The organism is Rhodococcus sp. APC 3903, assembly GCF_030407755.1.
In the GTDB taxonomy this organism is placed as follows: domain Bacteria; phylum Actinomycetota; class Actinomycetes; order Mycobacteriales; family Mycobacteriaceae; genus Rhodococcus_F; species Rhodococcus_F erythropolis.
The window spans coordinates 48,989-72,031 of the sequence record NZ_JASDCV010000005.1; the positions used below are offsets into that span (position 1 = coordinate 48,989).

Consider the following 23,043-nt stretch of genomic DNA (forward strand, 5'->3'; position numbering starts at 1 on the left):
GGTAAAAGGTAGCTGAAGTAAGTGCTTTGACACCTCCGAGCGCCGGTTGTGTCCGGTAGCATCGAGGAATCTGATCATGGGAGGTCGTTATGGGTGCAATGCAGCCGATGCATTGGCTGATTGTCGCTGTTGTCGTCGTAATTTTGTTCGGGTCGAAGAAGCTTCCCGATGCAGCACGCGGTCTGGGTCGTTCACTCCGCATCTTCAAGAGCGAAGTCAAGGAAATGCAGAACGACGATGCGGCGCCCGCAAGCGCGCCGGTCGCACAGCCTGCTCCGGCACAGTTGCCGACGGCCAACACCGCGGTGGTCGCAAACGGTGCAGCAGCACCTGTTGCGCAGCCGACCGAAGTCAAGCCGCTCTAGTACACACTGCGTTCTAGCCGGGGTGAAATATTCGTTCACCCCGGTTGTCTGCTGACCAAGACCAGGATGCACAGTGCGTATTCCGTTAGATCCGCGTAACCGCAAGCGGAAGGTCAACCCAGACGGCACCATGTCGTTGGTCGACCACCTGTACGAATTGCGGACTCGTTTGTTGTTCGCATTCCTCGGCGTGATCATCACCACGGCGTTCGGCTTCTTCTGGTACTCACACTCGATACTCGGTCTCGAGAGTCTGGGCGATCTGCTTCGTGGACCGTATTGCGAGCTTCCGTCCGAGAGTCGCGCCAACCTCAGCACCGACGACGCGTGCCGATTGCTGGCGACCGGGCCGTTCGAGCAGTTCATGCTGCGATTCAAAGTGGCGCTCACCGCCGGCATCGTTCTTGCCTGCCCAGTGTGGCTTTACCAATTGTGGGCATTCATCACCCCGGGGCTCTACGCCAAAGAACGTCGATACGCGGTCGGATTCGTCACCGCCGGTGCCGCACTCTTCATTCTCGGCGCGATCCTGGCGTACCTCGTCGTGGCGAAGGCTTTGCACTTCCTCCTGACCATCGGTGACAACGTCCAGATCACCGCGCTCAGTGGTTCGGAGTACTTCGGCTTCATCATCAACCTGCTGCTCATCTTCGGTGTCAGCTTCGAAATTCCACTGCTCGTCGTCGTGCTGAACTTTGCCGGCATTCTGACGTACGAGCGTTTGAAGGCCTGGCGTCGAGGATTGATCTTCGGGCTTTTCGTATTTGCTGCAGTCGCCACGCCGGGTTCGGATCCGTTCTCGATGCTGGCGCTCGCGCTGGCCCTGACGCTTCTCTTCGAGGTCGCTGTTCAGATCGCTCGCCTCAACGACAAACGTAAGGCCAAGCGAGCCGGTGAAGACTGGGGCGCACTGTCCGACGAGGAAGCGTCCTCCATCTCGTCTCCGTCCGATCTGAACGAGGCTTTCGACAATCCGACCAAACCCAAGGCCGAATCGAGTGGTTTGTTCGGACGTAAGTCCAAGTCCAAGGCTCCGGTTGCGGAGAAATCCGACACCGGCGGCGACAACGCGCCCGGTCAGGATTTCACTGACACCCTCTGAGCGCCGTGCCACCACGTCGGCGGCGTGTGAAACCCTGACGAGGTGGTTATGAACAAGAGTGAACTGAGCACGTTTGCGTCCAGCCTGAAGTTCGAACTCGATCCATTCCAGGTGAAGGCATGCGTTGCGCTCGAAGCGGGCCACGGAGTCCTTGTCTGCGCGCCGACCGGCGCAGGCAAGACCGTGGTCGGCGAGTTCGCTGTCCACCTGGCTCTCGCGGCGGGCCGCAAGTGTTTCTACACGACGCCGATCAAGGCGTTGAGTAATCAGAAGTACGCAGAACTCGTCGAGCGGTACGGCCCGAGCGAGGTCGGCCTGCTGACGGGTGATTCGAGTATCAACTCCGACGCACCGGTGGTCGTCATGACCACTGAAGTCCTGCGGAACATGCTCTACGCAAATTCCGAGGCACTGCGCGGGCTTTCGCACGTAGTCATGGACGAAGTGCACTACCTGGCGGACCGGTTCCGTGGTGCGGTGTGGGAGGAAGTGATCCTGCACCTGTCCGAGGATGTTCGGCTGGTGAGTTTGTCGGCGACCGTGAGCAATGCCGAAGAATTCGGCTCCTGGATGGAAACCGTCCGCGGCGACACCACCGTGGTCGTCGACGAGACGCGGCCGATCCCGCTGTGGCAGCACATCATGGTCGGTCGACGGATCTTCGATCTCTTCGACAGCCGCAGTCATCCTGCGGCTGGGCCGAAGACCGTGCTCGTCGATCAGGATCTGGTTCGCCACGTCAAGCAGCGTCAGGCTCTCGAACGCGTCGAGAGCTGGCAGCCGCGTGGCCGCGGGCGTCGTGGCAGCTACCAGAGTTCCAACGATTTCCGACCCTTGCCACGACCTGACGTCATCGCTCAGCTGGACCAGTCCGGACTGCTCCCGGCCATCACCTTCATCTTCAGCCGCGCCGGTTGTGATGCGGCTCTTGCACAGTGCCTGCGGTCCCGACTGGATCTGACTTCGCCGGAGCAGGTTCGCGAGATCGACACCATCATCGAGAAACACACCGGGGAACTACCCGAGGAAGATCTCGAAGTTCTCGGATATCGGGACTGGTGCAAGGCACTGCGACGAGGACTGGCCTCTCACCATGCCGGCATGTTGCCGGCATTTCGCCAGACAGTCGAGGAACTGTTCGTCAAGGGTCTCGTGCGGGCGGTCTTCGCGACCGAGACGCTGGCCCTCGGCATCAACATGCCGGCACGCACGGTGGTCCTCGAACGTCTGGTCAAGTACAACGGTGAATCGCATGCCGAACTGACACCGGGGGAGTACACGCAGCTGACCGGTCGGGCAGGCCGACGCGGCATCGACGTCGAAGGGCACGCTGTGGTCCTGTGGCAGCCCGGGGTCGAGCCCACGGATGTCGCCGGCTTGGCGTCGACCCGGACGTTCCCGCTCCGCAGTTCGTTCCGCCCCTCGTACAACATGTCGATCAACCTCGTCGAACGCATGGGCGCGGCCGATTCACGGAAGCTGCTCGAGCGTTCCTTCGCACAATTCCAAGCGGATCGCTCGGTGGTCGGCCTGGTGCGTGGCATCGAGCGGAACGAAGAAGCGCTGAAGGGTTTGCAGGAGAAACTCGGCGGTGCGGACGGCGAATACTTCGAATACTCGTCGTTGCGTGAGCGGCTCAGTGCGCGCGAGCGCGCCCTCGAACGTAAGGGCCGCGAGGACCGACGCGGAGATGCGGTGGAGTCCCTCCGTGCACTCGCCCGCGGTGACGTGATCGCAATTCCCATCGGTCGTCATTCCGGGGTGGCAGTGGTCCTCGTCCCGGACAACGATCCGAAGGACCCGCGTCCGCTGGTTCTGACTGCCGATCAGTGGGCCGGCCGACTCTCCTCGGGTGATTTCCCGGAAGCAGCCGACGTTCTGGGAAAGATGCGCCTGCCCAAGCATGTCGATCACCACACCGCAAGGATCCGGCGCGATCTGGCCTCGGCGTTGCGTAGTACCGGGATCAGTGCCCCCAGGCGGAAGAAGCGCCACAAGGCGGGCGCGTCCGAAGACGCCGAGGTCGCTACTTTGCGACGCGCCATTCGTTCGCATCCGTGTCACAGCTGGCCCGATCGTGAACATCTGAGCCGGATCGGTGAGCGCTACAACCGACTGGCCCGGGAAACGCAGTCGATGAGGGAAAAGGCAGCGGCCACCACCAACTCGTTGGCGCGGACGTTCGACCGCATCATTGCGCTACTCAAAGAGCGTGAGTACATGACTGCCGAAGCAGCGCCCGAAGTCACCGAATCCGGACGACGACTCAGCCGCATCTACTCCGAAAGCGACCTGCTGGTCGCCGAGTGCCTGCGGACCGGGGCGTGGACAGGTCTCAGCCCGGCCGAGTTGGCGGCCGTCGTCTCCTCGGTGGTCTACGAATCACGTCGGGACGGCGACACCGTTGATCGGGTGCCGACAGCGGCGCTTCGTCACGCCCTCAACGACACTCAACGATTGTGGAGCGAACTGCGGTCGGACGAGATTCGTCACAAGCTGCCGCCGACGCGGGAACCGGATCTCGGATTCGTCACCGCCGTTTATCACTGGGCGAGTGAGAACTCGCTTGTCGACGCACTGATCGCGGCCGGAGTGCAGGGCCGTGCGTTGTCTGCGGGTGACTTTGTACGTTGGTGTCGTCAGGTGATCGATCTGCTCGATCAGGTCCGCCTGACATCGACGGATGCCGACGTCGCGAAGACTGCGGCGCGGGCGGTAGCTGCAATTCGTCGCGGGGTAGTTGCTGTCGACGCAGCATGACCGCAACTATGTGGTTTGATTCGCAGACTGGTATTTCGAGTGGGAGGCGAACATGAGCGGGCCTTACGGACCGAACGATCCGAATCGGCAATGGGGTCCTGGTGATCAGCAGCAGCCGAACGAGCAGCAGTGGGGGCAGAATCCTCAGCAGCCGGGCGGTCAGCAGCAGCCTGGTCAGCAGCCCGGCCAGCAGCAGCCGTGGGGTCAGCCTGGTCAAACACCGCAGCCCGGTCAACAACCCGGCCAGCAACAGCCGTGGGGACAACCTGCCTACGGCCAGCCCGGGCAGCCTGGTGGTCAGCCTGCGTACGGTCAGCCGCAGCAACCTGGACAAGGACAACCCGGCCAGCAACAGCCGTGGGGACAACCTCAGCAGCAGCCTCCCGCTCAGCCGTGGGGTCAGCCGGGGCAACAGCAGGCACCTGACGCAACCCAGGCCTGGGGTCAGCCGCCTGCTGCCGCACCTCAGCAGGCATGGGGCGCCGCCGCTCCCGGCCAAGCGCCGGGACAGCAGAATCAGTGGAACCAGGCTCAGCCGTTCCCGAGTCCCGGTGCGCCCGGAAACCAGTCGGGTAAGTCGAAGAAGCCCTTGATCTTCGGTGCGATCGGTGTTCTCGTCGTTCTTGCTGCTGTCGTGGTGGCCCTGGTGTTCGGTGTCTTCGGCAAGAACACACTCGATCAGAGCGCGGCTCAGGCCGGCGTCGAGAAGATCGTCACCGAGTCCTACGGGGCAAAGAACGTGAGCAACGTTCAGTGCCCCGCGGACCAGGAAGTCAAGTCAGGCAACAAGTTCACCTGCACGCTTTCGATCGCGGGTGTGAAGTCGAACGTGACTGTGACGTTTGTCGACGACAACGGCACGTACGAGGTCAGCCGCCCGAGCTGACGCTCTACTGGTCGGAACGGCCTGCCGCCGCAGCCGCGAGCGCGGCGGCAAGCCGTCCGGCCGAGCGCTCGATGTTCAGCGAGGCCGCCACTTCCTCGAAGCGTGCGGGATCGGCGGGGGTCGCCGGGAGTTGGTCGTCCTTCGAGAACTGAACGTCCGCGTCGCGAACCACTCGTACTACCGGCAACGCAGCATCAAGGTAAGCGATGGCCTCTGGTGAGGTGAGTTTTGCGCGAATTCCCTTGGCCATGTCGGATTCCGGATCAGCTGCGGCCGCGCGAAGTCCGGCCAACGAGCCGTAGCGCAGCATCAGCGTCGACGCAGTCTTCTCACCGACACCCTTGATGCCGGGTAGACCGTCGGAGGCGTCTCCGCGCAGTACCGCGAGTTCGGCGTATGCCTCGCCCGCACGGTCACCGGGTACTCCGTACTTCTCGGCAACCTCGACCGGTCCGAAGAGTTCGGCCCTGGACAAGCCACGGCCCACGTAGAGGACACGAACGGGCACGTACTCGTCGGTGACGACCTGCAAAAGGTCTCGGTCACCACTGACGACGACGGTGAGATCTTCGCGCTCGGTGGCGGCGAGCGTTCCCAGCACGTCGTCGGCTTCGAGTCCGACGGCACCCGCCGTCGCGATTCCTGCTGCTGCGAGCACGTCCATGATCATGTCGACCTGAGGCGTCAACGTGTCCGGAACTTCTTCGGACGAACCGTCAGAGCCTTCTTCGACGCGATGCGCTTTGTACGTCGGGACTGCATCGACGCGGAACTGCGGTCGCCAATCCAAGTCCAGGCACACCGCGAGACGACTCGGCTGGTGTTTGGTGATCAGGGAAGCCACCATGTCGGTGAAACCGCGCACGGCATTGACAGGTCTTCCGTCGGGGTCGACGAATGACTCGGGCAGCGCGTAGAACGCACGAAACCACAGGCTGGCACCGTCGAGGAGAAGCAATGGCCCACTCATGGTCACCATCCTGCCAGTCGGCACTAACCTGTAAGCCATGACGTCTCCAGCCGAACAGGATTCCCGATTCTCCAGCGCCGTGTACGGCGCACGTATCGCTCGCGCCGCGGAGTTGGCTCGATCAGCAGGACTCGACGGTCTGGTGGTGACTCCAGGCCCGGATCTGCGGTACCTGACGGGTTCTCGGGCCGACTCCTTCGAGCGCTTGACCGCGTTGGTCATCGCTGCGGACACGGCGAAGGCGTCTGTCGTGCTTCCTCGCTTGGAGTTGGCGTCGTTGAAGGAATCGGCGGTGGGCGATCTCGGGCTGACCGTCCTCGACTGGGTCGACGGTGTCGACCCGTATGCGATTGTGGCGGCGCAACTCCCGACCGGCGCCAAGGTTGCGGTGACGGATGCGATGCCTGCATTGCACCTGATCCCGCTCGCAGACACCTTGGGCGCGTTGCCGATCCTCGCTACCGGCGTCTTGCGTGAATTGCGGATGGTCAAGGACGACGCCGAGATCGAGGCGTTGCGACGGGCCGGTGCGGCGATCGACCGTGTTCACGCCCGCATGGCCGAGTTCTTGATCGTCGGCCGTACGGAAGCCGAAGTGGGCGAGGCAATTTCGGAGGCGATTCTCGAAGAGGGGCACACCGAGGCCGCGTTTGTGATCGTCGGATCAGGCCCGCACGGCGCCGATCCGCATCACGAGGTTTCGGACCGGGTGATCGAGAGCGGCGATGTCGTCGTGATCGACATCGGCGGACCGGTCGAGCCCGGCTACAACTCGGATTCCACCCGCACGTACAGCATGGGACAGCCGTCCGCCGAGGTATCAGCGCAGTTCGCGGTACTCGAAGCGGCACAGCAGGCTGCCGTCGATTCGGTGCGGCCAGGAGTATCCGCAGAATCCGTCGACGTTGCCGCCCGCGAAGTGCTTGCCGCACAAGGTCTTGCGGAGGTCTTCGTTCACCGCACCGGTCACGGTATCGGGCTGTCCGTGCACGAGGAGCCGTACATCGTCGAGGGCAACACCATCGAACTCGTCGAAGGTATGGCCTTCAGCATCGAACCGGGAATCTACTTCCGCGGCAGTTGGGGTGCCCGTATCGAGGACATCGTCGTCGTGACCGCCGACGGTTGCGAGTCGTTCAACAACCGTCCGCACGGCCTGACTGTCCTCGGCTGATCAGCTTTCCTTGAACGCCGCGGACCCGAGGATGCGTGTGACGTCGATTTCGATGACCACGCGCGCTGGGTTGACCCGTGGCTGGCGGTACCGCTCGGCATAGCGCCGAACGGCGTCGGCCACGGAGTCCTCGTCGGCGAGCACGCGTGCCGGCCCTTCGAGCGTGAGCCAGCGACCACCGTCGACCGAACTGACTGCGGCGTATCCGCCACGCGCTGCGTTGATCGCCTTCTGTGAACCACCGCTGGTGATCACGCGCGCCTTTCCGGCTTCCTGGTCCCAGGTGAACCCGACGGCCACGACGTGTGGGGTGCCGTTCGGACGCAACGTCGTGAGTGTCGCGAGGTGGTATTCACCGACGAACTTCAGCCCGTCTTCGGTGAGAGTCTGCTGTGCCGATGGCGTGGTGGAGGGGGTGAGCGTCATGCCACGACGGTAATCCAGGACACTGGAGCGGTGACTGCGGGTGCGAACGTGAATGACATCGAGACGGTACTGCTCCTCGGCGGACGAAGTGAGATCGGCCTCGAGATCGCGGTCAGGCTCGCGCCGGGCCGCAACATCGTTCTGGCTGCCAGACGCAGCGGCGAGCTGTCGGAGCAGGAGCAGATGCTCAGGAACGCCGGAGCGGTCGGCGTCTCCACCGTCGAGTTCGACGCCGACGCCGTCGACACGCACGGAGACCTCCTGGGCGCCGTAGTCGCCGAGCACGGTCGGATTTCGGTTGCAGTGCTGGCCTTCGGAATTCTCGGCGATCAGGCGCGTGCCGAAACCGACGCGGCGCATGCGGTCGCGGTGGTGCACACCGACTACGTGGCGCAGATCAGCATCCTCACGCACCTCGCGGAGATCATGCGCCGACAGGGAACCGGAAAGATCGTGGTGTTCTCGTCCGTCGCCGGCGTTCGGGTTCGCCGCGCCAACTACGTCTACGGGAGCGCAAAGGCCGGCTTGGAAGGTTTTGCCAGCGGTCTGGGCGACGCGCTGCACGGTTCGGGCGTGCAGTTGATGTTGGTACGGCCAGGGTTCGTCATCGGGAAGATGACGGAGGGGATGTCGCCTGCCCCGATGTCGAGCACTCCGTCGCAGGTCGCCGACGCCGTCGTACGGGGACTGAACTCCGGGGCGACGCGGGTGTGGGTTCCGCGAATTCTGCAGCCGGTGTTCTTCGTCATGCGGCTTCTGCCTCAGACGATCTGGCGCCGGATGCCGCGATGACCGCACACCCGGTGGTGATCGTCGGCATCGGCGCCGACGGCTGGGAAGGGCTGTCCGAGAGCGCGCAGGGTGCAATCCTCGGTGCGGAGGTCCTGATGGGGTCGCCGCGCCAGCTGGACTTGGTCCCGGCGGCGCATCTCGGGGCACGGCGTGCGCCCACCAGGCTCACCTGGCCGTCTCCGATGATTCCGGCGTTGCCGTCGATGTTCGCCGAGAACGCGGACCGCAAAGTATGTGTGCTCGCCAGTGGTGACCCGATGTTCCACGGCCTCGGCGTCACGTTGGTCCGGCTGCTCGGCGCGGACAACGTGCGAGTGATCTCGCACCCGTCGTCGGTGGCGTTGGCGAGCGCGCGAATGGGATGGGCATCGGCCGAGATCGACGTCGTGAGCCTGGTGAACCGAGACTCGGCGACCGTCTTGGCGGCAGTGGTCGATGGCGCGCGCCTGTTGGTTCTGAGTAACGGGCGCTCGACACCGGGGGAGGTGGCTCGTCTGTTGTCGGGCGCGGGCTTCGGACGATCGACTCTGACTGTACTGGCCCAGCTGGGCGGGGCCGAGGAATCGCGGACCGTCACGGTGGCAGACGAGTGGGATCACGCGGACGAGGACGTGGACGCGTTGAACGTTCTGGCCGTCGAGTGCATCTCGGTCGATCATCCGTTGCGGCTGACTCGAATCCCGGGTCTACCGGATGCTGCGTTTGTCGGCGACGGTCAGATGACCAAGCAGGAGATCCGCGCATTGACGTTGTGTGCACTCGCACCGGCGCCGGGAGAACACCTCTGGGACGTCGGCGGAGGGTCGGGCACCGTCGCCATCGAGTGGATGAGAACCCACCCGCGTTGCACTGCAACAGCATTCGAGAAGGTGGCGAGCCGGGTATCGCAGATCGGTGCCAATGCACTCAATCTCGGCGTGCCTGCGTTGGCAGTGAAAGGGACCGCGCCCGAGGCGTTTGCGGAAGAGGTTCGGCGTCCCGATGCGGTGTTCGTCGGCGGCGGCGTCACGCAACCGGGAATGCTCGAAGCGTGCTGGGAGCAGTTGAGCGTGGGCGGGCGTCTGGTTGCCAACGCCGTGACTGCCGAGTCCGAATCGTTGCTGCTCGGCTGGATGAGTCGCCAGGGTGGGACGCTGCGACGCTTTCAGGTGCAGCGCGCCGAGCCTTTGGGCGCGTTCAACGTTTGGCGACCGCAACTTCCGGTGGTCCAATGGTCCGTCACAAAAAGTCAGCCGTCTGCAGGCGCAGACACAGATACGCCGGAGGAATCCACACAATGACCGTTCATTTCATCGGTGCGGGTCCCGGTGCGGCAGATCTGATCACTGTCCGCGCGCAACGCATCATCGCTGCGAGCCCTGTGTGCTTGTACGCCGGCAGCCTTGTCCCGGCGGAGTTGCTCGAGTGGTGCCCGGTCGGGGCGCAGGTCGTGGACACTGCTCGCCTGAGCCTGGACGAGATCACCGCAATCCTTGTCGAAGCGGATTCCGCCGGGCTGGACGTCGCGCGTCTGCACTCCGGTGATCCGTCGATCTTCAGCGCGGTGGCCGAGCAGGCTCGTCGCCTGGACGCCGCGGGTGTCGATTTCGACATGATTCCCGGTGTTCCTGCATTTACCGCGGCAGCAGCTGCACTGGGGCGTGAGTTGACCGTCCCAGGCGTCTCGCAGACCATTGTTCTCACCCGAGTCTCCACCTTGTCGACGGCAATGCCGGAGGGCGAGGATCTGCGGTCCCTGGGCCGCAGCGGCGCAACGATGGTGATTCACCTCGGCGCTCATCGCATCGAACAGATCGCATCCGAGTTGGCCGACAATTACGGCGAGGACTGCCCGGTGGCGGTCGTCGCCTTCGCCTCGCGGCCCGAGGAGATCGTTGTTCGAGGCACTTTGAAGACGATCGTCGAACTTGTTCATGCAGCCGGCATCACGAAGACGGCCGTTGTGATCGTCGGCCGAGTGTTGACTGCTGAAGGATTCCCGGACAGCTATCTCTACTCGGCGGCGCGTGAGAGAAGCACACACTGACCCCGACGGGTACTCGTCATCGCGTGCTCCTGCTCGGCGGCACGGGTGAAGGTCGAGTGATCGCTTCTCGGTTGGCCGGTTCAGCCGACCTCGAAGTTGTCACATCGCTGGCCGGCCGGGTTCGTGATCCTCGATGGCCGGAGGGGGAAGTACGCATCGGTGGGTTCGGGGGAGCCGAAGGCCTCTCGGAGTGGTTGTCGAACAACGATATTCGTGCAGTGCTGGACGCCACACATCCGTTTGCCGCTCGCATCACCAAAAATGCATTCGACGCGTGCCTCGCGAATTCCGTTCCGTACGCCATGTACCGACGCCCCCCGTGGCGCGAGCAACCCGGCGACACCTGGCTTCCCGTACGCAATCTCGATCACGCCGCAGAATTGGTGCCGACGGTCGGCTCACGCGCTTTTCTGACGATCGGGAGGCAAGGAGTTTCGGCGTTCGACCGTGTGAAGGACGTCTCGTTTCTCGTGCGTTCCATCGATCCGCCTTCAGGGACATTGCCACCTCACTCGCAATTGCTGCTCGCACGTGGCCCATTCGACGTCGAAGCGGAAGTCGATCTGATGAGAACTCACGGCATCGACGTCGTGATCACCAAGAACAGCGGCGGCGAGCAGACGTACGCAAAGATCGCCGCCGCCAGGAAATTGTCGATCCCGGTGATCGTCGTCGAACGACCACCGATCCCGGCGACCGCTCCGGCATTCGACACCGAAGCCGGGGCGGTGGACTGGCTCACGGCTTTCGGTAGTGGAACGGCGCTGTGAGGCCGACATCGCGTTCGCTTCAGGTTCGTCTAAGGTTCCGTGACCATACTGGAGGGATGTTGGGATCTTTCGACGCCGCACTGCGGGACCGCGCATGAGAGTGTCGGTTCCCGGAATGAGCCGTCGAAAACCATCGGGAATTCACGTGCGGACGCTCCATGCGCGCGTGAAATTGCTGACCGCAGGCCTGGTGGCGATCGCGGTGATCGTGTCGGCGTCGGCGGTGTACATCGTGTTCAACGCGTATTTGCAAGGCAACGTCGATCGACAACTCGAGCGCACGAGTGACGCGATCACCGACACCGTCAATTTCGGCGGCGTCACACCGGTTCTGGGATTGACGGCCGGCGCGGATACAGCGGTCATCCAGGCGGTGGGGCTTCTCACTGCCGACGGCGCCTTGGTGACGGCGACTCCCGGTCTGCCGCCGTTCAGCACCAGCGCAGACGCCATCAGGTCGATCGCAGACGGCAATTCGTCGCAGACGATCGCAACCGTCGATGCGTATCGAATTCTTGTCGAGCCCTCGGTTGCGGGCCAAACTTTGGTTGTCGCGCAATCCTTGGGGCCGACCCGTTCGGTCCTCAAGCGACTCGCAGTGGTGTTGGCGGCACTCGGGGCGGCCGGTATCGCACTCGCTTACGCGGCCGGAGATGCTGTGGCACGCACAGGATTACGGCCAATTGCGCGACTCACTGCGGCAACGCGGCGGGTTGCCGAAACGGATGATCTTGCGCCGATTCCGGTGACCGGCGACGACGAGTTGGCGTCGTTGACAGTCAGTTTCAATCGGATGCTCGGGACGTTGTCGGAATCGCGGGCGCGCCAGAGAAGTCTGATCACCGAAGCGGGCCAGGACCTTCTGGCTCCGTTGACTGCACTTCGCACCAATATCGAGTTGTTGATGTCTTTCGATACCAAGTCCGGCGCGATTTCCGAGGCAGATGCAACGCAGTTGCGTGAGGAAATCACGGACCAGATGATGGAGTTGACGCTCCTCGTCGGAGAGTTGGTGGACCGTGCGCGGGTTGACGAAAGCACGTTGGGGAGAGGAGATTCCCTCTAAATCGGACGTCTGACCAGCGCCTTTGTTGCATTCGTAATTGAAGCAATGGAAGGAGCGCTGGTAATGTGGGGCAATTGTGAAGTTTTTGGGTATAGCTGGAGTGTGGCGCGAACCGTGGGGTTTGCTGGGCGGGGGCCTTTGGAGGACGAGAGGGATTCAGTGGTCAAGCAAGCACGCGCCGAGCTGACTCGGCAGCAAATCGTTGCCGGCGCGGCCGCGCAGTTCGAGAAGACTGGTTACGGCAGCACCAGCATGGCCGACATAGTCTCGGGGGCCGGTACTACCAAGGGCGCGTTGTACTTCCATTTCGCGTCGAAGGACGAGCTCGCGCAATTCATCATTGCCGAACAGCATCGGCTCTCGATCGAATCGGTGCAGGCGATTTCCGCGACGGGCAAGGACCCGTTGGAACAGATGATCATGCTCACGCACGAAATGGCACGTCAGATTGTCGACGAGCCGATCGTTCGCGCGGGCATTCGCCTGACGCTGGAACTGAGCACGTACGAGGGGCCGGTGGAACCGTACGCCGAATGGATCTCGGCAATCACGGATCTCACCGCCAGAGCTCAGGCGGAAGGTGAAATCCGAAAATCGGTCAGCGCAGAATCGTTCGGCAGGTTCATGCCCTCGGCATTCACCGGGGTACAGCTGGTTTCGAACGTTCTCACCCGACGCTCGGACCTTCCGGATCGTGTCGACGAGATGTGGCAGATCCTGCTTCCGGGAATCGTCAGCGACGAACTTTCCGGTGACATCGAGCGCCTCGTCAAGTCGCGGTGGACTCCGGCGGCGGCGTAGCCTGCGGGACATGGCCGTCACGCGGATAGTTTCGGATCTGTCGAGTAGTTCGCTCGAGGCCGCGCAGCGCTTCTACACCGAAGTGCTGGGCCTCGAAGTTGTCATGGATCACGGGTGGATCGTGACGTTGGCTTCGCCGACGGATCCGTCCTTGCAGATCAGCGTCATGACGCACGACGCTCATGCCCCCGTCGTGCCGGACGTCTCCGTCGAGGTGGACGATCTCGATGCGGCGTACGAGGCCGCGGTGCAACGCGGCGACAAGATCGTCTATCCCGTCACCGAGGAGCCGTGGGGTGTGCGCAGGTTCTTCGCTGCCGACCCCGACGGTCACGTGATCAACGTCCTCAGCCACCGACGCGAGCAGTGATGGCGTCCGGCCCGGGCGGACTGACGTACCTCGAGGTGGGCGCAACGTCAGGCGTTCTCCCCGCTGGCTATCACCACGTTCACGAGAGCGCGACCGTCGGATCCGGACGTGAAGATTTCGAGGTCGCAGCTCGTACCGTCCTGGAATGGGGAATGCACCGCGGAGCCGATCTGACCGTCCGTACGGCAGCCCCGACCGCGGTGGCAGGTCAGGATGCGACTTTCGGACTCGGTCCGGTGACTATCCCGGTTCGGATCGTCTATGTCGTCGACGACCCCAATCGCAAGGGCTTCGCGTACGGAACCCGCGCAGGCCACCCCGAATGCGGGGAGGAGTTGTTTGTCGTCCAGTTCGACGAGACCAGCCAAGCGGTTCGTATCGAGATCGTCGCATTCTCCAAGCCTGGAACGTGGTGGGTACGTCTCGGCGCTCCGATCGGACGTCGAGTTCAGGCGTTTGTGACGCGCCGCTACATCCGTGCCGTCCGCGCGAGCGTCGACCGGTCGGGGGTTTGACCCGTTGTAGGCGTCAATTCAATCCAGCGTACGAGTGCAATCCCGACACGACGTAGTTGATTGCAAACATGTTGAAAAGCATGGTTGCGAGCGCAGCAACATTGATCCATGCCGCACGCATGTTCTTCAACCCTGCGGTAGCGCGCGCATGGAGGTACGCGGCATAGAGAACCCAGGATATGAACGAGACCGTCTCCTTGGGGTCCCAGCCCCAGAAACGTCCCCACGCGGCTTCCGCCCAGATCGCCCCGCAGATCACCCCGATGCTGAACAATGGGAATCCGACGACCGTTGTTCGGTAGGCCACGCGGTCAAGCAATTCGGATGACGGCAGTCGTGCCGCAATCCAACGCAACGCGCGTTTCTTCGACTGCGGACCCACCTCGGCAATCATGAAAAGTGCGCTGACCGAACTTGCGAACGTAAGGATGCCGGAGGCGGCGACGATGATCGTGACGTGCACGCCGATCCAGTACGAACGAAGAGCGGGTACGACCGGCGCTGCCTCGGCATACATGCTTGCGGCGGCGACGAACAGAAGCACCACGGTGGGTGACAGAACGAAGATGGTCAACGATCGAATCGGGTACCGCCGCAGGATGACCAGACAGCATGCCACCAATGCCGCGCTGAGGAAAAGCGCGTACTCGTAGAGGTTTCCGAGAGGCCATCGGTGCGTCGAGATGCCGCGAAGTGCAAGCGCGGTGACGTTGAGGACCAGGGCGACGACGATGAGAGACATGGCAGCGCGACCCGCACGATGGGCGCGGGTTCGATTCGGCGGCAATGCGATCCGGCCGGGCAATGCCGGATTCGATGCACTTCCGGCATGTGCGAGTGCCGGTCGCACCGTGACAGAGAGGGGTGTGCTGGAGAAGTCGACGACGGAAAGAACCAGGGCGAGAACGTAAATCGCGAAAGACGACGCGAAGGCGTAGTCGCTGTACTGCGCGAGAACTGGATCGACCGACATCAGACTCCTCATAACGACCGGTTGGTTGTCGTTTGGAATCTACTACACACGATCGTAGAACTGGCAGGGCCGTCTGTCGGATCAGTGGTCCGGAAAATGATTGGACGAGCTTCGGTTGGGGTTGATAGCTTGTGCGAGACCGTGACAACACGCCAGGAGGTGAGACCCATGAACGCTGTAACCATGTGGGTGCTCCCACTCGTGTTCACGGATCGGCGATTGACGTAGGTGTCGCCGGGAGCGCCTCGAGTAGGCATCCCGAAAGGTAACACCATGCAATCCAATTCTCAGACCATCGAATTCACTTCCGAGACGACGTTGAACGGGGTCGTCGAACGCCATTTCATTCTGGACGACATCACCGGTGTGCTCTGGTCACCCGCGTCCGGATCTGTCGAATCACCCCTTCTGCTGTCCGGGCACTCCGGCGGCATGCACAAGAAGGCACCAGGACTGGTTGCCAGCGCACTCCACAGTGTGAGCTCCCACGGGTTCACAGTCGCCGCGATCGACGCGCCCGGACACGGCGACCGCCCGCGGAACACACAGGACGAACAGTGGGTCGAGGCGATCCACCAGGCTAGGGCGGCCCACGAGCCGATCGCCCCGATCGTCGTCGAGTACAACCGATCGTTGGCGGAGCGTGCAGTGCCGGAATGGCAGGCGACCATCGAGGCTCTGCAAACACTGCCCGACGTCGACGCCGACGCTCCGATCGGCTTCGGCGGCGTGTCGCTAGGGGTCGTGACCGGGCTCATGTTGGCCCCGGTCGAATCCAGGATCGCTGCCGTGAGCTTCGGGGGAGTTTTTGTGGACAGCTCCCTCCTCGGGGCAGCGCGAAAGCTCACGGTCCCGGTCGAGTACCGGATCCCTTGGGATGACAAGGATTACGACCGCACGTCAGGGATAGCGTTGTTCGATGCCTTCGGCTCGAAGGAGAAGACGCTGCACGCCTACTCGGGCAGGCACTATCCGGTGCCCGACTACGAGCGCGACAGTTCGGCTCGGTTCTTCGCCCGCCACCTCGGCGGGAGCGGTGGCGCTCCTGTGAGCTGACGTGAACACGTATCGGCGTCCGGCGGTGTCGGACGCCGATACGAAGTCGAACAGTAGGGCGTGACCGCCCGGACTCCGCGACGCGCTCACAACGGGGAGGACACAGGCCCAGTCGGTGAGCAGATCGTCGAACACGTCGACACCGTACTTACGGGAGTTTTTCACTAATGTCACCCGGGCCGGTTCCCGCGTCCGACATAGCCCGTTTGCGGTCAGCGTTGATGATCTGTTGCGTCAGTTAGCAATTCGGCGACCAGATCGAAGTCGTCGGCGGCGATATCTCGGTCGCCCGCTGCTCGGATCCGCTGGAGAGATTGCTCTCGTCTCTCCTTGAACCACAGATTGACGTGAAGGGCGATGTCGCGGGCAACGGCAATATCGACGGAGCTGATTTGCGCCATCGCCGCGGGGCGGGTGGCTGCGTCGAGCGCGAGGTGCACGATGTCGAGAAGGTCAGTGCCTTGTTTGTCTCCGGAACGATTCATCACCGCCTGAAGTTTCATCGCGATAAGTGGGCCCGGCTCGGCAACTGGGGTGGTGACCTCGACAAGATTGCCGTGGGCCCGGATCACCGCGATGGTCATGTCGCTGGCGGTGTCGTTGGCCCACGCGTGCGCTGAAGCGTGGAGACGATCGCCAGGATCGTCGCTGGGGTGGTCGATCTCGATCTGACGGACTTCGAGCACGTCGACCTTCACTGATCCGTACGGCGTGGGCAGTAAGACGGCTGCCGGCTCGACAGGCTCAGCGCCGTTGGCAGAACGCAGGACTTCGAGTTGGGGGATATCGCCGAGAAGTCGATCCACAAGATCGAGGTCGACCGTGGCTCGGTGGGGATTCGACAACCGCGACAATACGGCGAGTCCGCCTACGATGACAGGCGGCCCCCCGAGCAGTGAGCGGACCTCGATAACACCCTGAACTACGGCGGCCATCGCATCACCGGCAAAGGTAACTCGGCTACCAGACACGGGTCCACCGGACGTCGGGTGTCCATGCGTCCAAGATCTCCCGGCCGCGTCCGGCGTCTTGGGCGAGATCGAGTGCGACGAACAACGGATGTGTGAGTGGCCATTCGAGCGCGTTGGAGTCGAAATTGACGCGGTGATTCACGGCTGCGGGTACAGGCGCGACCCGCAACGTGGCCTTCGCCTGCATCGCAGAGGCTGAAGTTCCCAGCAGGGTAGTAGCGCGCCGGAGGGTCGAAGGGTCGGGGACAAAGAAGTCGAGGGTTTGGTCTGAGCGGAAAGCCAAGGGCGCACCGTACATAGCGGCCGCCGCAGAGTCGGTCAAAGCCCAACCCGGTTCCTTCTCGAGTGTGTCGAGATTGAGCCGCAGTGGTCGCATCAAAGTTGCATCGCCCCGAGACGGGAGCGCAGCTAAGTGAACGCGGGGTTTCGGCCAGCGCTCGGCGACCTGCCAGAACAGGTCGGTGCTCGTCGGCATATTCCTCGCATCGACGAAACCGTCGCGGCGCAGGGCAGCCAGTATCTCCGAGACCGTGCTGGGGGAACGACCCAACTCCCGCGCGAGCTCACGCACCGCGAAAGTTCGCTCGGGATGCATGAGCACTGAAACTGCGACCTCGAGGCCGGCCTTGCCGCTGAGTGCTTCCGACCGTTCAAGGCGTTTCTGGAGCGTCTTTACTTCGGCGTCTATGACCATGCTGCCTGTACGTATGGCAAGTCGTCCGCGGAGATCGAGGTAGCCGCAGCGTCGCTGGACGAGGATCGCGCGCGCGGTTTCGGTGAGGCGGTCCGATACGACAAACAATGTCGTGTCCGTGGACTGGGTTTCGGTGAGTAGTCGTTCGGCAACCTGGTCGGTGACCAGAGAGCGGTACTTCATCTGGATTGGGACGGCAAGACCGTCTGGGTCCAGCACAAGGTCGATGCCGGTGCCGGGTTCGCGGATTGGTGGTTGGGCGTCGATGCCTAATTCTGCGAAGGCGTCGATCACGAAAGCCTCAACGGCGGAAGCCTGGTTGTTCACGCGTGTATCGTTTCAGCATGTTCGGTGTTCGGTCAATACCGAACACCGAACATGGTTGATTGCAGCTCTTCGCGCATTCACATCATGTCGGTACTTGAGCGGGCCGATATCGCACGGCGACTGCACCCGACTGGAACTCGTGGCGGTCGACGAGCTCGAGTTGGATGCGCTCGCGCAGGCCCGCGAGCAACGTCGGTCCGTGTCCGGCGAGGACCGGTTGAACAAGGAACTCGTACTCGTCGATCAGTCCCAGGTCTGCCAATGCCAGGGGGAGTGTTACGCCGCCAACCCACAGGCCTTCGCCGGGCTGCTCCTTGAGTCGCTGAACTGCTGGCCCCAAGTCGCCCGGCACCAGCTCGGCATTCCAATCGACCCTGCTCAACGTGCTCGACACGACGTACTTCTTCGTCCGGTCCATTGCCTCGGCGAACGGGATCTCCCACTCGTCCATCCAGTCAGGCCATGTGCCCGTTCCGGGCCGCCGCCACGCCGACTCCATCATCTCGTAGGTCACCCGGCCGAACAGCAAAGCATCGGCGCGTTCCATCTGAGCGGTCCAGTAGCGCATCGACTCCTCGTCGGGTGGGAGCCCCGCCTCGTGATGGCAGCAGCCGTCGAGGGTGACGTTGATCGAGTATCGAAGTGGTCTCATCTCGTTGTTCTCCCCTGATACGCGCAGGTTGACAGCACCGGACCGTACTCAGACTACTGCCGGGCCGTCGGTGTAGATCAGGTTCGGGACCTGGAGTCACGCGGGGGTCGACCGAACAGCAACCAGGCGAGCGCGCTAATCGTGATGAAGATCCAGGCAAGAACGAAGACGGTGAAGGTGATGTCCATCCAAAGCGGAATGGTGGGTTTCTGGGTCGATTCCTTCACGCTTCCAGACCACTTTCTACGACTGTGCCTTGATGAAACAACACGCTCCATCGATTCTCGGCGAACCGCCAGATGGATGATCGCTCGGTGACACGATGCGCCTGCGCCAGCCGGTACGTCACCAGATACGTGTCAGGCGCGATCCTGCTCAGTGCTGGCCGGTCAACCCTCCACCCGAGTTCGGCGGCGTCGTTCACCTCGCCGCGGAGGCGTCGGCGCTCAACTACCGACTGCACGTAGTCGCGAGTGTATCGAGCGCCGGAGGCTCCGATCTCCCGGAACTCCGGGTCGACGACCGCATCGAACTCGTCTCGTGACATCGCTACTCGAGTTCGGTGAAACAGAGGTTCGAACTCCATCAACTCGTCGAGGATCGGGCGCAACTCGTGCGGGGTCGTCACGACTGCTCCGAGAACTGCGCCTTCATCTCGATACCTATCTCCGCGTGCCGCAGGAGGAAGGCCTTCTCGTCATACCCCTTGCGTCGCAACCAGAGAGTGACCTCGCTGTTGCATTTGCTTGCATTGCACGAGCGGCACGCCGGTGCGATGTTGTCGAGCGTGTAGCGCCCACCGCGGGAGATCGCCAGCACACAGTCACGCTGCGGCGACTCGTCCGGCTCGCCGCAGTACGCGCAGCCACCCCAGGCCGCTTTGAGCGCGGACCACTGCTCGACGGACAGGTCGTGCTCCACCAGATCCATTCGGCGTTTGCGTTTGCGCGCGTATCTGGCTTTCCGGGTCCGGTTGACGGGCATGACGCCATGCTATCGCCGAGTGGTGGTTACTCCGGGTACCGCCGCGGGGTGAACACCTGACGGCCCGAACCGGTTTCGACGACCGTCGTCATCGACGAGCCGACGATCAGCAGCGTCCGCATGTCGATCTCGGAAGGCTCGAGCTCGCCGAGGGTTACGACGCGAACTGATTCCTCGGCGCCGGCAACATCGCGCCCGATGACAACAGGAGTCTCGGGGGAGCGGTGCTCGAGCACGAGGTCTTTCATGGCTTGGACCTGCCACGTCCGGGACTTCGACGCCGGGTTGTAGACCGCAAATGCCATGTCTGCGGCTGCAACTGCCGAGATACGGCGAGCGACGACATCCCACGGCTTGAGGCGATCAGAGAGGGAGAGCACCGCATAGTCGTGCCCGAGGGGAGCGCCGACGCGACTGGCGACAGCATTTGCCGCCGTCATACCGGGAAGGATGCGTACCGGGACGTCGCGCCACTGGTCTTCGGCGGCAACTTCGAGAACTGCTGCAGCCATGGCGAATACGCCGGGATCTCCCGACGAGACGACAGCTACACGGGCGCCGTTCTTCGCCAGGTCCAACGCCATCGCGGCGCGTTCGGCTTCGACGCGGTTGTCGCTGGAATGGCGCCGCTGGCCCGGACGCGTCGGCACGCGATCGACGTACGGGCCGTAGCCGACGAGGTCGGTGGCCAACGAAAGCTCATGCGCCACTTCGGGTGTGGTCCAGGCGGTGTCGCCCGGTCCGAGTCCGACCACGACCACCTCGCCGCGGGATTCGGTTGCAGGTCGAGGGTTGTTCGACGGGCTCGGAACGATGGCGATCGAGAAGTACGGAACTCCGTCCGGGTCGACCTCGGCAGCGGATTCGACGCGTTGACGTGTGGTGCTCGCGCGCTCGACGTAGTGCGCTTCATCCAAGCGGCCTGAATCCTCGAGCGATTGCAGGACCGGGGGGAACGTGCGTCCGAGCTTGAGGATGGCAGCGGCGTCAGTTTCCTTGAGCCGCCTGGTCAGCTCAGCCTGCGGCAATGTTCCGGGCAGGATCGTCAGGATCTCTTCACCCTCGACCAGCGGCTTTCCGAGTGCAGCAGATGCCGCGCTGACGGAGGTGACGCCGGGAATCACCTCGGCGTCGAAGCGATCGGCCAGCCTCTTGTGCATGTGCATGTAGGAGCTGTAGAAGAGCGGATCGCCGGCCGCGAGCAGGGCAACGGTTCGACCGGCCGCGAGGTGAACTGCCAACCGTTCGGCAGCCGCTTCGTAGAATTCGTCCATCGCGCCCTGGTATCCGCCGGGATGATCAACGGTCTCGGTGGTCACGGGGTAGACGAGGTGTTCTTCGATCTGTCCTTCGCGCATGTACGGCGCTGCAACTCCGCGGGAGATGCTCTTGCCGTGCCGCGCGGAATGGAAGGCAATCACGTCTGCCTCGCCGATGACGCGGGCGGCCTTGACGGTCACCAATTCGGGATCGCCGGGGCCGATACCGACACCCCAGAGCTTGCCTGCACTCATTCGACTTCGCTCGCAATCGCGTTGACGACGGCCGCGGTGATCGCGCTGCCGCCGCGTCGGCCGCGGAGCACCAGATGATCGATCCCGCTGGCGTGTTCGATGAGGGCTTCCTTCGACTCGGCAGCGCCGATGAAGCCGACCGGACCTCCGACGATAGCGGCCGGACGGGGCGCGCCGGCTTCGATGAGGTTCAGGAGATGGAACAGTGCGGTGGGTGCGTTTCCGATCGCGACAACAGCGCCCTCGAGCTTGGCTCCCCACAGTTCGAGAGCAGCCGCCGAGCGAGTGTTGTCGATGGTCGACGCCAGCACGGGAACCCGCGGATCGCCGAGGGTGCAGATGACGTCGTTGCCGGCGGGTAGACGCTTGCGCGTGATGCCGGCAGCCACCATCTGGGCGTCGCAGAAAATCGGCGCGCCGTCGCGCAGAGCTGCGCGCGCAGCCGAGACGACACCGGGTGTGAAGGCGACGTCGTCGACGAGATCGACCTGGCCACTTGCATGAATCATGCGCACTACAGCTTGCGAGACATCCGCCGGGAAACGGCTCAGGTCGGCTTCGGCCCGAATGGTGGCAAAGGACTGGCGATAGATTTCCGCGCCGTCACGGATGTACTCGATCATGTGCCACACGATAGAGGCATCACCGATCGGCCGGATTCACCCGGTAACCGTCACCCGTCGCAATCACATCCGCTACGTCCCCGCGGGGACGTCCGCAGCTGCGGTCGCACCCGGCCCAGTGCTGGCGCCCGACGACTGGCAGTTCTGCCTGCTCTACCGCGGTGATGGCGTCGGTGCGCACATCGGCGAGCGACTTCTCGCATCCCGGGCTTCCGGTGCAGGCGGTGACGTCGAGCCACGGTGAGTTCTCGTCGAAGATCAGCCCCATCGGCGCCAACACCCGGACTACCTGCTCGGCAGCCCATTCGTCGAGGTCGAAGATATGCACCGATCGCCACGGCGTCACGACGACGGGCTTGTCGACGGCGGCCAGGAACTCGGCCAGCCGAGCGTCGAGCAGCCCGAATCGCAAGCCTCCGCCCAGGGCTACGGTCCCGTCGCGCTGCTCGAGCCAGCCGATGGTGGGCCGTGCATCCGGCGTGAGGTCCGCGGCACCGGTGGACTCGGCGCTCAGACCCAGATGCTCGAGGGTGCGTTCGATTCCGTCCGGAACCTCGGCCAGGCGCCAGTGCTTGTCGCGGACGTCGAGGAATGATCGAGCCGCCTCGAGGAGCAATTCGACGGCGTCATCCGCCTGGACGCGGTGAGTGGTGTGGTGACCGGCGAGCACCAGTGAATGTTCGGTGGCGCTGCGCGCGTGGAGCCCGAAATCGCCCCGTAGCCCGGTGATGTCTCCGCGCCCGTCGTCGAGGGTGAACAGGGTTCGCCCTGGCAGGTCCGCCAATGCCTGATCCGCTTGGATGGCGGAATCGAGCCGATGGACCAGTTCACGAATATCGGCGACGCCCCCGATACGGCCGGACAGTGGGGACGCGAGGATGTTGCGAACTCGCTCGTGCGTCGCGGACGGCAGCAGGCCGGCCGACGCGATTCGCGCTGCGAAGGCTTCGGGATCCGAGACCGAGCGCAGTTGGACGTTGCCCCTCGAGGTGAGTTCCATCTGCCCGTTGCCGAGATCGCGCGCTGCGTCGGCGAGCGTCTGCAATTGGACCGGGGTGAGGAGTCCGCCGGGTAGGCGCACGCGTGCCAGTGCGCCGTCGGCGGCGTGGTGAACTTGCAGTGCACCCGGGCACGCGTCTGGCTGTGAACGGTCCGTGGGCATGGCTCCAGGGTACGACCTGTCATGAGTGCCTTCTGCGGACCGGTAGCATCACCACCACCAGTGA

General features: G+C 63.4%; 26 protein-coding genes. 14 read left to right on the top strand and 12 right to left on the bottom strand.

Annotated features, from left to right (window positions below):
• Positions 1–89 precede the first annotated feature (89 nt).
• From tatA to QMA15_RS08740, 4 genes are all read left to right on the top strand, one after another.
• Complete coding sequence (gene tatA / locus QMA15_RS08725; protein ID WP_003944836.1) at positions 90–365, top strand: Sec-independent protein translocase subunit TatA; 276 nt, start codon at positions 90–92, stop codon at positions 363–365.
• Positions 366–438: 73 nt separating this feature from the next.
• Entirely contained in the window at positions 439–1,467 is a 1,029-nt protein-coding gene (gene tatC, locus QMA15_RS08730; protein ID WP_019748510.1) for a twin-arginine translocase subunit TatC, read from the top strand.
• Positions 1,468–1,515: 48 nt separating this feature from the next.
• A complete protein-coding gene (locus QMA15_RS08735; RefSeq protein ID WP_290283983.1) occupies positions 1,516–4,227 on the top strand; it encodes an RNA helicase in 2,712 nt (903 codons plus the stop codon).
• A gap of 52 nt (positions 4,228–4,279) precedes the next feature.
• Positions 4,280–5,113 (top strand): DUF4333 domain-containing protein, encoded by an 834-nt coding sequence (locus QMA15_RS08740; RefSeq protein ID WP_020907805.1) that lies wholly within the window; start codon positions 4,280–4,282, stop codon positions 5,111–5,113.
• Positions 5,114–5,117: 4 nt separating this feature from the next.
• On the opposite strand, the gene QMA15_RS08745 is transcribed toward QMA15_RS08740, so the two are convergent.
• Positions 5,118–6,083: a 5'-3' exonuclease gene (locus QMA15_RS08745; protein WP_029255395.1), complete on the bottom strand. Its 966-nt coding sequence runs from the start codon at positions 6,081–6,083 to the stop codon at positions 5,118–5,120.
• A gap of 37 nt (positions 6,084–6,120) precedes the next feature.
• Here QMA15_RS08745 and QMA15_RS08750 point away from each other — a divergent pair, with 37 nt between their 5' ends.
• Positions 6,121–7,257, top strand: coding sequence for a Xaa-Pro peptidase family protein (locus tag QMA15_RS08750; RefSeq protein WP_021344317.1), 1,137 nt, complete (start codon positions 6,121–6,123; stop codon positions 7,255–7,257).
• Here the strand turns inward: QMA15_RS08750 and QMA15_RS08755 are convergent, their stop codons facing one another.
• Positions 7,258–7,683: a PPOX class F420-dependent oxidoreductase gene (locus tag QMA15_RS08755; protein WP_019748505.1), complete on the bottom strand. Its 426-nt coding sequence runs from the start codon at positions 7,681–7,683 to the stop codon at positions 7,258–7,260. It abuts the gene before it with no gap.
• A 30-nt stretch (positions 7,684–7,713) separates the two neighbouring features.
• Here QMA15_RS08755 and QMA15_RS08760 point away from each other — a divergent pair, with 30 nt between their 5' ends.
• The 8 genes from QMA15_RS08760 to QMA15_RS08795 all read left to right on the top strand — a co-directional run bounded on the left by QMA15_RS08760 (position 7,714) and on the right by QMA15_RS08795 (position 14,023).
• Entirely contained in the window at positions 7,714–8,475 is a 762-nt protein-coding gene (locus QMA15_RS08760; protein ID WP_021344316.1) for an SDR family NAD(P)-dependent oxidoreductase, read from the top strand.
• Entirely contained in the window at positions 8,472–9,755 is a 1,284-nt protein-coding gene (gene cbiE, locus QMA15_RS08765) for a precorrin-6y C5,15-methyltransferase (decarboxylating) subunit CbiE (protein ID WP_279163880.1), read from the top strand. Before QMA15_RS08760 ends, cbiE begins: the two co-directional genes overlap by 4 nt.
• The gene (cobM, locus tag QMA15_RS08770; protein ID WP_003944967.1) at positions 9,752–10,501 is read left to right on the top strand and encodes a precorrin-4 C(11)-methyltransferase; all 750 of its coding nucleotides are present in this window, start codon (positions 9,752–9,754) and stop codon (positions 10,499–10,501) included. Before cbiE ends, cobM begins: the two co-directional genes overlap by 4 nt.
• Before the next feature lie 23 nt (positions 10,502–10,524).
• Complete coding sequence (locus QMA15_RS08775) at positions 10,525–11,271, top strand: cobalt-precorrin-6A reductase (RefSeq protein ID WP_290283988.1); 747 nt, start codon at positions 10,525–10,527, stop codon at positions 11,269–11,271.
• A 166-nt stretch (positions 11,272–11,437) separates the two neighbouring features.
• Positions 11,438–12,337 carry a HAMP domain-containing protein gene (locus QMA15_RS08780; RefSeq protein WP_225320034.1) on the top strand — a complete coding sequence of 300 codons (900 nt, stop codon included), beginning with the start codon at positions 11,438–11,440 and terminating at the stop codon, positions 12,335–12,337.
• Between the two features lie 159 nt (positions 12,338–12,496).
• Positions 12,497–13,138 (top strand): ScbR family autoregulator-binding transcription factor, encoded by a 642-nt coding sequence (locus tag QMA15_RS08785; RefSeq protein ID WP_019748499.1) that lies wholly within the window; start codon positions 12,497–12,499, stop codon positions 13,136–13,138.
• Between the two features lie 10 nt (positions 13,139–13,148).
• Positions 13,149–13,508, top strand: a complete 360-nt coding sequence (locus QMA15_RS08790) for a VOC family protein (RefSeq protein WP_133728079.1) — start codon at positions 13,149–13,151, stop codon at positions 13,506–13,508.
• Positions 13,508–14,023: a DUF1990 domain-containing protein gene (locus QMA15_RS08795; RefSeq protein WP_290283994.1), complete on the top strand. Its 516-nt coding sequence runs from the start codon at positions 13,508–13,510 to the stop codon at positions 14,021–14,023. The genes QMA15_RS08790 and QMA15_RS08795 overlap by 1 nt, the downstream gene beginning before the upstream one ends.
• A 13-nt stretch (positions 14,024–14,036) precedes the next feature.
• Here the strand turns inward: QMA15_RS08795 and ccsB are convergent, their stop codons facing one another.
• The gene (gene ccsB / locus QMA15_RS08800; protein WP_290283996.1) at positions 14,037–14,996 is read right to left on the bottom strand and encodes a c-type cytochrome biogenesis protein CcsB; all 960 of its coding nucleotides are present in this window, start codon (positions 14,994–14,996) and stop codon (positions 14,037–14,039) included.
• Between the two features lie 273 nt (positions 14,997–15,269).
• On the opposite strand from ccsB, the gene QMA15_RS08805 reads away from it, so the two are divergent.
• Positions 15,270–16,052: an alpha/beta hydrolase gene (locus tag QMA15_RS08805; RefSeq protein ID WP_290283999.1), complete on the top strand. Its 783-nt coding sequence runs from the start codon at positions 15,270–15,272 to the stop codon at positions 16,050–16,052.
• A gap of 212 nt (positions 16,053–16,264) precedes the next feature.
• Here QMA15_RS08805 and QMA15_RS08810 read toward each other — a convergent pair whose 3' ends face one another.
• The 9 genes from QMA15_RS08810 to cobG all read right to left on the bottom strand — a co-directional run bounded on the left by QMA15_RS08810 (position 16,265) and on the right by cobG (position 22,979).
• Complete coding sequence (locus QMA15_RS08810; protein ID WP_029538141.1) at positions 16,265–17,023, bottom strand: nucleotidyl transferase AbiEii/AbiGii toxin family protein; 759 nt, start codon at positions 17,021–17,023, stop codon at positions 16,265–16,267.
• On the bottom strand, positions 17,013–18,044 hold the full coding sequence (locus QMA15_RS08815) for a helix-turn-helix domain-containing protein (protein WP_290284000.1): 1,032 nt from the start codon (positions 18,042–18,044) through the stop codon (positions 17,013–17,015). Before QMA15_RS08815 ends, QMA15_RS08810 begins: the two co-directional genes overlap by 11 nt.
• 82 nt (positions 18,045–18,126) lie before the next feature.
• Positions 18,127–18,696 carry a dihydrofolate reductase family protein gene (locus QMA15_RS08820; protein ID WP_290284001.1) on the bottom strand — a complete coding sequence of 190 codons (570 nt, stop codon included), beginning with the start codon at positions 18,694–18,696 and terminating at the stop codon, positions 18,127–18,129.
• A 77-nt stretch (positions 18,697–18,773) separates the two neighbouring features.
• Positions 18,774–18,923, bottom strand: a complete 150-nt coding sequence (locus QMA15_RS08825) for a hypothetical protein (RefSeq protein ID WP_290284003.1) — start codon at positions 18,921–18,923, stop codon at positions 18,774–18,776.
• Positions 18,920–19,324, bottom strand: coding sequence for a hypothetical protein (locus QMA15_RS08830; RefSeq protein WP_020969653.1), 405 nt, complete (start codon positions 19,322–19,324; stop codon positions 18,920–18,922). The genes QMA15_RS08825 and QMA15_RS08830 overlap by 4 nt, the downstream gene beginning before the upstream one ends.
• The gene (locus QMA15_RS08835; protein WP_019748490.1) at positions 19,321–19,680 is read right to left on the bottom strand and encodes an HNH endonuclease signature motif containing protein; all 360 of its coding nucleotides are present in this window, start codon (positions 19,678–19,680) and stop codon (positions 19,321–19,323) included. The genes QMA15_RS08830 and QMA15_RS08835 overlap by 4 nt, the downstream gene beginning before the upstream one ends.
• Positions 19,681–19,706: 26 nt before the next feature.
• A complete protein-coding gene (cobJ, locus tag QMA15_RS08840) occupies positions 19,707–21,194 on the bottom strand; it encodes a precorrin-3B C(17)-methyltransferase (RefSeq protein ID WP_290284004.1) in 1,488 nt (495 codons plus the stop codon).
• Positions 21,191–21,817 (bottom strand): precorrin-8X methylmutase, encoded by a 627-nt coding sequence (locus tag QMA15_RS08845; RefSeq protein ID WP_007729839.1) that lies wholly within the window; start codon positions 21,815–21,817, stop codon positions 21,191–21,193. The genes cobJ and QMA15_RS08845 overlap by 4 nt, the downstream gene beginning before the upstream one ends.
• A gap of 19 nt (positions 21,818–21,836) precedes the next feature.
• A complete protein-coding gene (cobG, locus tag QMA15_RS08850; RefSeq protein ID WP_290284005.1) occupies positions 21,837–22,979 on the bottom strand; it encodes a precorrin-3B synthase in 1,143 nt (380 codons plus the stop codon).
• Positions 22,980–23,043 lie beyond the last annotated feature (64 nt).